Source organism: Shewanella sp. Scap07 (assembly GCF_013394145.1).
Classification (GTDB): domain Bacteria; phylum Pseudomonadota; class Gammaproteobacteria; order Enterobacterales; family Shewanellaceae; genus Shewanella; species Shewanella waksmanii.
In genome coordinates this window covers 3,437,934-3,448,370 of the sequence record NZ_CP041329.1, presented here as the reverse complement: position 1 = coordinate 3,448,370, position 10,437 = coordinate 3,437,934, and the positions used below count along the sequence as shown (strand labels likewise).

General features: G+C 45.9%; 9 protein-coding genes. 4 read left to right on the top strand and 5 right to left on the bottom strand.

Annotated elements, in window-relative coordinates; translation table 11 throughout:
• Nucleotides 1–1,001: 1,001 nt before the first annotated feature.
• Nucleotides 1,002–1,481: a glutathione peroxidase gene (locus FLM48_RS15095; RefSeq protein WP_179025202.1), complete on the bottom strand. Its 480-nt coding sequence runs from the start codon at nucleotides 1,479–1,481 to the stop codon at nucleotides 1,002–1,004.
• Nucleotides 1,482–1,740: 259 nt separating this feature from the next.
• Between FLM48_RS15095 and FLM48_RS15090 the strand changes: the two genes are divergently transcribed.
• Complete coding sequence (locus FLM48_RS15090; protein WP_179026390.1) at nucleotides 1,741–2,283, top strand: YfaZ family outer membrane protein; 543 nt, start codon at nucleotides 1,741–1,743, stop codon at nucleotides 2,281–2,283.
• Nucleotides 2,284–2,372: 89 nt separating this feature from the next.
• Here the strand turns inward: FLM48_RS15090 and FLM48_RS15085 are convergent, their stop codons facing one another.
• A complete protein-coding gene (locus tag FLM48_RS15085; protein ID WP_179025201.1) occupies nucleotides 2,373–2,552 on the bottom strand; it encodes a hypothetical protein in 180 nt (59 codons plus the stop codon).
• A gap of 215 nt (nucleotides 2,553–2,767) precedes the next feature.
• Complete coding sequence (locus FLM48_RS15080; protein WP_179025200.1) at nucleotides 2,768–4,144, bottom strand: RsmB/NOP family class I SAM-dependent RNA methyltransferase; 1,377 nt, start codon at nucleotides 4,142–4,144, stop codon at nucleotides 2,768–2,770.
• Nucleotides 4,145–4,438: 294 nt separating this feature from the next.
• On the opposite strand from FLM48_RS15080, the gene FLM48_RS15075 reads away from it, so the two are divergent.
• Entirely contained in the window at nucleotides 4,439–6,328 is a 1,890-nt protein-coding gene (locus FLM48_RS15075) for a DUF294 nucleotidyltransferase-like domain-containing protein (protein WP_179025199.1), read from the top strand.
• Entirely contained in the window at nucleotides 6,328–7,044 is a 717-nt protein-coding gene (locus tag FLM48_RS15070; RefSeq protein WP_179025198.1) for a 3'-5' exonuclease, read from the top strand. Before FLM48_RS15075 ends, FLM48_RS15070 begins: the two co-directional genes overlap by 1 nt.
• Nucleotides 7,045–7,200: 156 nt before the next feature.
• On the opposite strand, the gene FLM48_RS15065 is transcribed toward FLM48_RS15070, so the two are convergent.
• Both FLM48_RS15065 and FLM48_RS15060 read right to left on the bottom strand, forming a co-directional pair.
• Nucleotides 7,201–8,772 (bottom strand): BCCT family transporter, encoded by a 1,572-nt coding sequence (locus FLM48_RS15065; RefSeq protein ID WP_179025197.1) that lies wholly within the window; start codon nucleotides 8,770–8,772, stop codon nucleotides 7,201–7,203.
• 248 nt (nucleotides 8,773–9,020) lie between these two features.
• Entirely contained in the window at nucleotides 9,021–9,692 is a 672-nt protein-coding gene (locus tag FLM48_RS15060) for a DUF2461 domain-containing protein (protein ID WP_179025196.1), read from the bottom strand.
• Nucleotides 9,693–9,955: 263 nt separating this feature from the next.
• Between FLM48_RS15060 and FLM48_RS15055 the strand changes: the two genes are divergently transcribed.
• Nucleotides 9,956–10,411 (top strand): YaiI/YqxD family protein, encoded by a 456-nt coding sequence (locus FLM48_RS15055; protein ID WP_028774622.1) that lies wholly within the window; start codon nucleotides 9,956–9,958, stop codon nucleotides 10,409–10,411.
• Nucleotides 10,412–10,437: the final 26 nt, after the last annotated feature.

Sequence of the window (10,437 nt, the reverse complement as noted above, 5' to 3'; positions counted from 1 at the left end):
GCAGCGTAATATTGATTGGTATAAGTTAGATAGGCTAACGCGCAGGTAAAAAAAATGGCGACCCAATGGCCGCCATAACATACTCTTTTATCTTCAAACAGTATTCAATTCTCAGTGGCCAGTGCGCTAGCGTGGTCTCACTGAGCAGGTGCTTATCACACCCAAGGGAGATGATGATGAACTGAAAACAACAGTGTTAACTATGGGGTAGGCTGGTGGCCCAAACCTGATATTCAACACCATGAAAATCGGTTACATATACTCAGAGTCGCTAAATACTTAAAAGTTCACTATCAGATAAAATTATTTTTCTTTTTTTACCAATATACGTGTAAGTGGCTAAATAACCGCCCATTTGCGGCGTATACCACTTAAAAGCTTGCCATCACTGGGCGATTGCGCGAATGCATTGTGCGCATGTCCCCGCCGCTATCAGCAATATTGATAGGCTATCGCGCAGGTAAAAAAAATGGCGACCCAGTGGTCGCCATAACATACTCTTTTATCTTCAAGCAGTATTCAATTCTCAGTGGCCAGTGCGCTAGCGTGGTCTCACTGAGCAGGTGCTTATCACACCCAAGGGAGATGATGATGAACTGAAAACAACAGTGTTAATTATGGGGTAGGCCGTTGGCCCAAACCTGATATTCAACACCATGAAAATCGGTTACATATACTCAGAGTCACTTAAAACTTAAAAGTTCACTATTGGGCAAAATATTTTTGATTTTAATTACTGAGCAATAAAGTTGCTTAGCTGTGTTGATCGCCTTAGTAATCACCTGAGTCATCGCCAGTGTCGATCGCTGCGGTGCAGACATAAAAAAAGGCAACCAAGGGGGTTGCCTGCTGATCGATTAAGATCAAGGGGGCTGCGCTAGAAGCCCCAGGGAGAATGACGAACTTGAAAATCAATTTTCGCGTTCAATATTTGGAGTCACTCGCCCGTTAAAAGTTCAAAAAATAAACAAATAAAATTGAATAAATTTTATCCAATTGAATTAGCTTAATAATTTTTCAATATCTTTTTCTAACGCACTGGGTTTCGTCGTTGGTGCGTAACGGCTGACGACATGGCCTTGACTGTCGACCAAGAACTTAGTGAAGTTCCATTTAATTTTCTTGCTACCTAATAATCCTGGGGCTTGCTGCTTGAGGTACTCGAATAACGGTGCGGCGTGTTCACCATTGACATCGATTTTGGCAAATAATGGGAAACTCACGCCAAAATTGAGCTCGCAAAATTGATTGATGGTCGCTTCATCAGCCTTTTCTTGTTGGCCAAATTGGTTACATGGAAAACCCAATACGGCAAACTTTTCCGGACCATACTTTTGGTATAACGCCTGCAGCTCTTTGTATTGCGGTGTAAAACCACACGCGCTGGCGGTGTTGACGATGAGCAATACCTTATCTTGATATGTCGACATATCAATGGTGTCTTTAGTGATGGTTTCAGCTTTAAATTGATAAATGGACATCTCAGGTTCCTCAATGGCGAGTGGCGATTATTGGTCATACTGTATCACAAATTAAGTTGTGCGCAATTTAATTCGCCGGTAATTGTTTCGGGCGGGTTCCGATATGGCTGCGATGTATGTAGCAGTTTTGTAAGGCCTGTAACAAATCTGGCGTAATAATGTTTAAGGTTTTGGGGTTTTAAATTCTTTAAAAACAAAATGATAGAAGCTAAATTAAGCATTTGCTATGCTTGCGAAAATTTTTTCAGACGATGTAATTATGGCGATTAAAACCCGTGCTCTTTTGGCTGTAACCTCTGTGATGTTATCAACATCTGTTTTTGCTAATGACTTTACCATTGGCCTAAATGATGATGCGATTTCAACTGAACTTGCCGTCGACTTAAACAAGACCACCAATGCTGTGTTTGGCTATATGTATGCAACCGACGGTGGCCATGCCGCGAGTGGTGCGATGCATGTTACCCATGATGCAGGCATTCACCATTTTGAAATTGGTGCTAAATATTCATACTACTGGTCTAAGCGCAGTGCTAACGGCAGTGTTGTTGGTATTGGTGGTCGCTATGCTATGGATTTAGGGTCAAACCTATCGTTTTTAGCTTCGGGTTATTACGCACCTTCAGTGCTGTCATTTGGCAGTGTCGATGGTCAGTATGAGTTAGATAGCAAATTTCAATACAAGCTTAATCCTTCATTAGCGTTGTTTGCTGGCTATCGTAATATTCGTTTGCAATATGACGACAACTTAAACTCGACCTTTGATAGCGGTTTCTACATTGGTGGTAGCGCGGCATTCTAGCCATTAAGCGATAATCATTTAAAAGGCCAAACTGTTTAGTTTGGCCTTTTTTGTTGCTGCGGCAATAGCACTTATAAGGGCATTAATCGTTATCGCCACTGGCTATCGCCATACTCATCAACATTGTCTTCGAAATAGGCGCCATCACTGTGGTGACGCTTGTGTTGATTATTGTTGGTACGGCGACGTTGTTTATTGCGCTTACGTTGTTGTTTATCTGAAGACTCGTCGAGCCATAAAGCTTCATCGTGATATTGATCGTGTGCCATCTTTGATTCCAAAAACAGGGTGTGAACGTTTTATCGTCTTGATGCTAAGTTGCATAGATTGCAGTGATATGACATCAATATGAAGTGCAGATGACAGGCGGGGAGATTAAAACTAAGTTGGCAAATGGCAAGGTTCGACCTGCAAATTGATGATTGCAGGTCTATTGCTGATTGCAGGTCTAGTGCTGATTGATAGCCGGGTTGATTTGCGCCGCTTAGCGGCGTTTTATCATTTTGGCGACAAACATGCCATCGCTGTCAGCTTGGTAGGGCTGCACAGTTAACATCTCTGCGGGTGTTTGGGTAAAAGGGTGGCTAACGCTAAGCAGTTCAAATTGTGGGTGTGCTGCAAGAAAAGCGCTAAGGACCTGCTGATTTTCCGCACTGGCCAGTGAGCAAGTGGCATAGACTAAATGGCTGCCCACTTTAACCGCATGGCTGCTTCGGGTGAGAATATCTAATTGCAGTTCAGGCTTATCGGTAATGGCTGACTCATCGTCTAACCAGCGCATATCTGGGTTACGTCGCCATGTGCCGGTGCAACTGCAAGGGGCGTCTACCAACACATGGTCGATATCATCGGCATTAATTGGCAAAGCATCGCTGCGCCAGCGCGCCGTTGTGATGTGATTGTATTTTGCTCTTTTGGCACGTTTGTGCAGCTCTTCTAATGGTTTATGACGAATATCAGAGGCGACAATACTGCCTTGGCTTTTAGGGTCTTGTGCCAGCATTAATGAGCGCAGTTGCAGTGTTTTACCACCGGCGCCACTGCAGGCATCCCACCAATGTTCGTTTGCTTTTGGTGCGCAAATTTGGCCAATAACCTGTGAGCCTAAATCTTGAATTTCCAGCTGACCGTTTTTATAAAGACTGAGCCCATTGAGGTTAATGCTCTTATGACCCAGGTTTATCGCATCGGCAAAATACTGGCTGGGTGTGGCTTCGATGCCTTGTTCAACCAAGACTTGGCATGCCTTGGTGACACTGATGCCTTGTACTCTGGCCCAAATGGGCGGGCGCGTGCTCATGGCTTGCAGTAGCTGCTCGGTTTGCTCTGTTGATAACGGGTCTATGTGTTGCCAAAACCAATTGGGTAGTAGATCGTTAACGGCGAGTTTTAGTTGTGGATTATGCTCGTTGAGACGCTGGCACTTAGCAGCGATATCAGTAAGCTCTGCTTGGTTTGATAATGCCTCCATGTGAGCAAATTTTGCCCATGCATCAGCAATATCAGTCCAGTTGTGCTGCTCAAATTTCGCTGTAAAAGCCAATATCGCGAACCAGCTTTGGCTTTGGGCTAAGGGTTGCTCAAACTGTTGGTACCAACCCCACCAGCGAAAAATACCAAATAGGCTCTCTCGAATCACACGTCGGTCTTTAGAACCATGCTTTTTATGGGCACGAAAGTAGTCTGCTAACACTCTATCTGCTGGCATTTTGACTGCAAATATCTGGGTGATGAGCTGGTGCAATGTGCTGCTGTAGCTCAGGGCTCGTTTTTGTGCGCTGCTATCGGCAGCAATATTGGCATGTAAGTCGGCGGTTTGAGCGGCATTAGTGGTCGCTGCTGACGAGGCGATATCGGTCATGTTGGGTGCTTAAGGGGTAAATAACTTGGCGCAATTGTAGCAGAACATTGCTCACGGGGGATAATCTATTGCGGCTATCACCAGCTGGGTTTACATCTGTTTGCAAAGAGGGAACCCATTAGCGGCGAATTGCCTAAGTGTGCCATACAACCTCTATCAAGTTGTAAGGCTGGCAGCCGCATTAGGCTGTGAGCAAATGCGCTTTATTGGCAAACTCTAACACGGTTAGCTGCAACCACGCGGTAGATACCATATACTCAAAGTACAAATGGATATCAGCCTATTGAGCGCATCATGCAAGTCGAGTTACTTGAAATTCAAAACTTTCTTCGCCAATACCCGCCTTTTGACCAATTGCCTGAGCCGGCTTTAGTTGAGGCGTCGCAAAGTGTTGAAATATCTTATTACCGTGCTGACTCCATGATTGTTGAGTTTGAAGATAAGATTCAAGATCTCTATATGATCCGCAGCGGCGTGGTAGAGGTGTATCGCCGTAATGGTGATTTGTATAACCGTTTAGACCAGGGCGGCTTATTCGGGCAGATGGGATTACTGACTAATAACAAGGTACGTTTTCCCGCCAAGGCCTTAAAAGATACCTTGCTGTATTGTATTCCACAGAACATTTTTGATGACTTTTGCGAACGTTTCGATGCCTTTGCTGATTTTGTTGAGGTAGAAGGTAGTGTCCGGCTACAACAGGCGGTTGAAGACAATAGTGACGATGCCAACTCATTAACCACTTCCAAAGTAAAAACCATTCTTAGCAGTGCGCCAGTGTTCTTACCTATGACGACCTCGGTAAAAGAGGTGGCACGGGTGATGTCAGAGGAGAATGTGTCGGCGGCGATAATTTGCGATCCGAGTTTACCTGACGATGGTGGCGCTAGTTTTGTAGGCATTATTACCGTGCGTGATTTATGCGCTAAGGTGATTGCCGATGGACTCGATGTTGAAACTCAAGTGGATGAGGTGATGTCGACGGAGTTGATATCGTTAGATCACAACGCCTATATCTTTGAGGCAATGCTACTGATGCTGCGCTATAACGTGCATCACCTGCCAATTTTAAAAAATCGTCAGCCCATAGGTCTGATTGAAGTGACCGATATTATCCGTTATGAGTCGCAAAACAGCTTGCTGATTGTGAGCAGTATTTTCCAGCAAAATAGTGTCGACGACTTGGTGGTACTATCAGGGCAATTGAAAGACTGTTTCGTGCGGATGATTAATGAAGATGCAAATTCGCATATGGTCGGCCGTGCCATGTCTGAGATTGGCCGCAGCTTTAAGCAACGTTTGCTGGAGCTTGCGGAAGAAAAACTAGGCCCGCCACCGGTGCCCTATTGCTTTCTTGCGTTGGGTTCTATGGCCCGTGATGAGCAACTGATTGTGACCGATCAAGATAATGCCATTATTCTCGACAATGAATATCAGCCGCTGTTACATGGTGAATATTTTGCCCAGTTAGCCACCTTTGTTTGTGATGGGCTCGCAGCCTGTGGTTATACCTATTGCAGCGGCGACATCATGGCAACTAACCCTGAATACCGCAAAACCCAAAGTCAGTGGGAGGATTGCTTTGCCGATTGGATTGATAATCCCAATCCCAAGGCTTTACTCAACTGCTCAATCTTTTTTGACCTTTATGGGGTTTACGGTCGGCCTAAGTGGGCAGAGCAGCTTAATGCGTTTATTTTACGTAAAGCGAAGAAAAACAATCGTTTCCTTGCTTGCTTAGCCAGGAACGCGCTTAACCGTACACCGCCATTGGGCTTTTTCAAAGATTTCGTGATGGAAAAAGATGGCCGGCATAATAACTCCATTAACCTAAAGCGTCGCGGCACAGCGCCCCTTGCTGATCTGATCCGCGTACATGCCTTAGCCATAGGCTCTCAGTCACAAAACTCTTTCGATCGCTTAGAAGATATTATTGAAGCTGGTATTCTGCCGCCATCAAAAGGTAAAGACCTACAGCATGCGATGGAGTTTATCTCGCTAGTGCGTATTCGCCATCAAGCGCTCGACATTGAGGCTGAACAAGAGCCTGATAATAATATTGAGCCGGAGAATATGTCTGACTTTGAGCGCCGCAACCTTAAAGATGCGTTTTTAGTGCTCAGTAGCGCCCAGAACTTCCTGAAGTTTCGTTATAGCGCAAATAGTATGCAGCAGGCTAAGTAATGGAGAACTTCACTAACCAAGAGATCCTGAACTGGCAGGCTTTTTTACAGGTTAAAGAGCAGCAAAGCAAAGATAGCCGCCTGAAGCATTTCTACCAAGCCGGCACCTATCACAGTGAAACACCGCTCAAACAAGTCGAGTTTGTTGCGCTAGACTTTGAAACAACCGGACTGGATGCAAACCAAAACAGCATTATCAGTATTGGTCTAGTGCCGTTTACTTTGCAACGCATTGCTTGTCGCCAAGCCAAGCATTGGTTTATTACCCCTGAAGATAAGCTGCAGGAAAATTCAATTATTATCCATGGCATTACCCACTCAGATTTGAAGGGCGCCCCAGCGCTGCCACGTATATTGGAGCAATTGCTAGATGAACTTGCTGGCAAAGTGGTGGTGGTACATTATCGGCGTATTGAGCGGGACTTTTTCGACTCCGCTCTGCGCGGAATGATTAATGAAGGGATTGTGTTTCCTATTGTCGATACCATGCAGATTGAAGCCGATGTTTTGCGGACAAGAAAAAAACGTTTTATTGAGTGGTTTAAGCCCAACCGACCGCTATCCATCCGTTTAGCGAATACCCGCAGCCGTTATCACCTGCCGACGTACCCGCCACATGATGCACTGACTGACGCCATTGCTACCGCTGAGCTTTTGCAAGCGCAGATCCATTATCACTTTGATGGCGACACGCCAATTAAAAAGCTGTGGCTGTGAGCGGGCTAATAGCGCTTAGTACACGCATGCTTTATGGCTAAATAGGAAAAAATTAGCAAAAAAGGTCAGCGAGTTCTTAGGGAAAAGGGCGGAAAAGGGTAAGAAAAGCCAAGCATTACGCTTGGCTTTTTAGTATTAGCTGATGCTGTTGATGGGTTAACGCCGCTCGGTACGCAGCCCCAGTATTAAACTCAAGCACATGACCAATAAGATAACCGTAAATGGCAATGCCGTTGAAATTGCGCCAGCTTGCAAGGCTTCAATGGCTTGCGTGCCACCTACCCACACTAAACCGGCAGCAATAGCACCTTCGATAAATGCCCAGAACACTCGCTGCGGAACGGGCGCATCGACTTTACCACCAGAGGTAATGCTATCAATCACCAGTGAACCTGAGTCCGATGAGGTAACAAAGAACACCAATACCAAAACCACCGCCAGTAAGGACAAGATGCTCCCCATAGGCAAGGCATCAAACATTTGGAACATGGCTAACGGCACTTCCGTTAAGCCTTTCTCACCTAATGTACCGACTTTATTGGCAATTTGATCAATGGCAACTCCACCAAATACCGACATCCATAAGATAGTCACTAGGGTGGGTACTATCAGTACCGCCACCATAAATTCACGGATGGTACGGCCACGAGAAATACGGGCGATAAACATGCCGACAAATGGTGACCATGAAATCCACCAAGCCCAATAGAATACAGTCCAGCCATGCATCCAAGCTTCATCTTCACGGCCGACAGGGTTACTCAAGGGGATAATGTTCTCAATGTAGCCCATGACGGTGGTTGGAATCGTGCCCATTGCCACAGCAAAAGATACCAGCGCGACAAATACCACTAGTGCTAGCGCCAGCAACATATTAATGTTACTGATGAGCTTAACACCGCCGTCAATACCACGCATGACCGAAATAACGGCCACCAGGGTAACGATAAAGATGATACCGATCTGCAGCATTAGGCCATTATCAAAGCCAAATACATGATGGAAACCACTGGCTGCTTGCTGTGCGCCTAAGCCAAGTGAGGTCGCCAGACCAAATAGGGTTGCCAATACCGCTAGAATATCGATGACATGTCCCGGCCAGCCCCAAGTGCGATCGCCTAAAATCGGATAGAACACCGAGCGCATCGATAAAGGTAGGCCTTTGTTATAGGCAAAAAATGCCAATGACAACGACACCACACCATAAATTGCCCAAGGGTGTAGACCCCAATGGAACATCGTTGCGCCAAGGGCCAATTTGGCGGCTTCTGGCGTGTTGGGCTCGACATTAAGTGGGGTTTCATACCAGCCGGTAAAATAGGCCGCAGGCTCTGCCACACCCCAAAACATTAGGCCGATGCCCATGCCGGCGGCAAATAACATGGCAATCCATGACAGCATTGAATAATCGGCCTTGGCATCACTGCCGCCTAAGCGGACTTTGCCAAATGGCGAAACAATCATCGCCAAGCAAAACAGCACAAAGATATTGGCAGACCACATGAACAATTGGTCAAATGAGCCGATAATTTTCCATTTGATACCGTCAAGAGCGGCTTTGGAGGTCGCTGGATCAACCAGCAAAATGGCGAGTAAGAATAGGCCTATGAGTGAGGCGCTGATCCCAAATACCGGGTTGTGGACATCAAAGCCCCATTTTTGGATGTTGTCTTGGCCGACGGTATAGTCGGTGTTGTCGATACTGTACTTATCTTTATTAGAAGTCATCAATCCTCATTTAGAACAGCTTTCATTCGCGTATAGTGACTTTAGTGTACGTTATTTAGCGTTAACTTTCCGTTTTTGCTCGAATATTGTGCTAATTATCCCCTAGTAGTGTGATGTTATCGCGACATCGTGCAAATAACCGCTAATTTATCAGTGCCAAATCAAATATTAGTTGATCTGCTATCTGTTGCCATCTGCAGCGGCCCTTAATTAAATTGAGGGCCGCGGTCATTTTTAATGAGCGTGGTTTAGTAATCCAGATCCAGAGCAAAGCACAAATAGCGCATCAGTGCTTGGTTATGGGCGAACTGTTCTGCGCACCAAGACTCAAAATTGGCTTGGCAAAGCTGCTCTGCAGCAAAAGGTTTGATAGCGATAAAGTCTTTACGCTTTAACTCATCAATGAGTGGGTGGTGCTTATCAAAGCCCTTCGGTGGACGAATGAGGCTATCGCCTTGCATGTCAAAGCCGCCCGCGGCGACCGCATCCAGCGCTTTAGTGTATGCGCGTGGGTTTTCATCAATGCAGCTACGGATCTGATTGAGGGCCTTACTATCTGGGTGCCAAATGCCGGCGCCGATAAAACAGCCCTCGTTGGCAATGTGCAGATACAAGCCTGGGGCATGCACATCTTTGCCTTGGAAATGACGAAATTGAATACCGACATTGATTTTATAGGGGGTTTTGTCTTTGCTAAAGCGGGCGTCGCGCTGCGGCCGCATTAAGCTGCCGCCGACTTTTTTAGCGACTGCATTTAATCTAGGTGATAGTTGAGCAATATGCGGTGACATATTTTCAATGAACTGCAGTGCTGGGCTGCGCACTTGGGCTTCGTATTGGGTTTGATTTGCTTTAAACCATTCGCGGTTATTATTTTGTTCCAACTGGCGTAAAAAGCCTAGGCAGTGTTGGTCAAACATAGTGAGTCCTTGCGATGTATCTAAGTCAGTGAAACTAGCATATTTACCCTAACGCATATAGTCATTTATGCCGCAGCGATAGCTCATCTATGCTATAGTCGCGCCAGCAAAGCGGCCCATAAAATCGTATCCTATTACGAGTCAAACCATTCAAGCAGAGTCGAGCAACTTCTTAGACTGATTGGTTTCAGCCGTGGGTATTAAATCACGCGGCATGACTGGAGCTGCGGGTGTGTATAACGATGATAGTTTGAGAGGCGATAATGAAAATTTGGGTTGATGCCGATGCCTGCCCTGGGGTGATTAAAGAGATTTTGTTTCGCGCAGCAGACCGAGCCAAAGTGCAGGTGACGCTAGTGGCCAATCATGCTTTACGGACACCGCCTTCGCCCTTCATTAGTATGGTGACAGTATCATCAGGATTTGATGTGGCAGATGATGAAATTGTACAGCGCTTGCAGGCTGGCGATTTAGTGATCACCGCAGATATTCCATTGGCGTCTGAAGTCATTGATAAAGGGGGCTTTGCCCTCAACCCACGGGGTGAGCTGTATACTGAGCACAATATTAAATCGATTTTGAACATGCGTGATTTTATGGACACTATGCGTGCCAGTGGGGTGCAAACTGGTGGACCTGCAGCCATAGGCTCCGCTGAAAAACAAGCTTTTGGTAATCAGCTTGATCGCTTTATTACCAAACATCATCGGCCTGCATAGCTCGTCAATTAGCCCGCTAATATTAC

Excerpts from the sequence above, each read along its gene's own strand:
- FLM48_RS15095 (WP_179025202.1), bottom strand. The coding sequence starts at position 1,481 with ATGTCCATTTATCAATTTAAAGCTGAAACCATCACTAAAGACACCATT.
- FLM48_RS15090 (WP_179026390.1), top strand. The coding sequence starts at position 1,741 with ATGGCGATTAAAACCCGTGCTCTTTTGGCTGTAACCTCTGTGATGTTA.
- FLM48_RS15085 (WP_179025201.1), bottom strand. The coding sequence starts at position 2,552 with ATGGCACACGATCAATATCACGATGAAGCTTTATGGCTCGACGAGTCT.
- FLM48_RS15080 (WP_179025200.1), bottom strand. The coding sequence starts at position 4,144 with ATGACCGATATCGCCTCGTCAGCAGCGACCACTAATGCCGCTCAAACC.
- FLM48_RS15075 (WP_179025199.1), top strand. The coding sequence starts at position 4,439 with ATGCAAGTCGAGTTACTTGAAATTCAAAACTTTCTTCGCCAATACCCG.
- FLM48_RS15070 (WP_179025198.1), top strand. The coding sequence starts at position 6,328 with ATGGAGAACTTCACTAACCAAGAGATCCTGAACTGGCAGGCTTTTTTA.
- FLM48_RS15065 (WP_179025197.1), bottom strand. The coding sequence starts at position 8,772 with ATGACTTCTAATAAAGATAAGTACAGTATCGACAACACCGACTATACC.
- FLM48_RS15060 (WP_179025196.1), bottom strand. The coding sequence starts at position 9,692 with ATGTTTGACCAACACTGCCTAGGCTTTTTACGCCAGTTGGAACAAAAT.
- FLM48_RS15055 (WP_028774622.1), top strand. The coding sequence starts at position 9,956 with ATGAAAATTTGGGTTGATGCCGATGCCTGCCCTGGGGTGATTAAAGAG.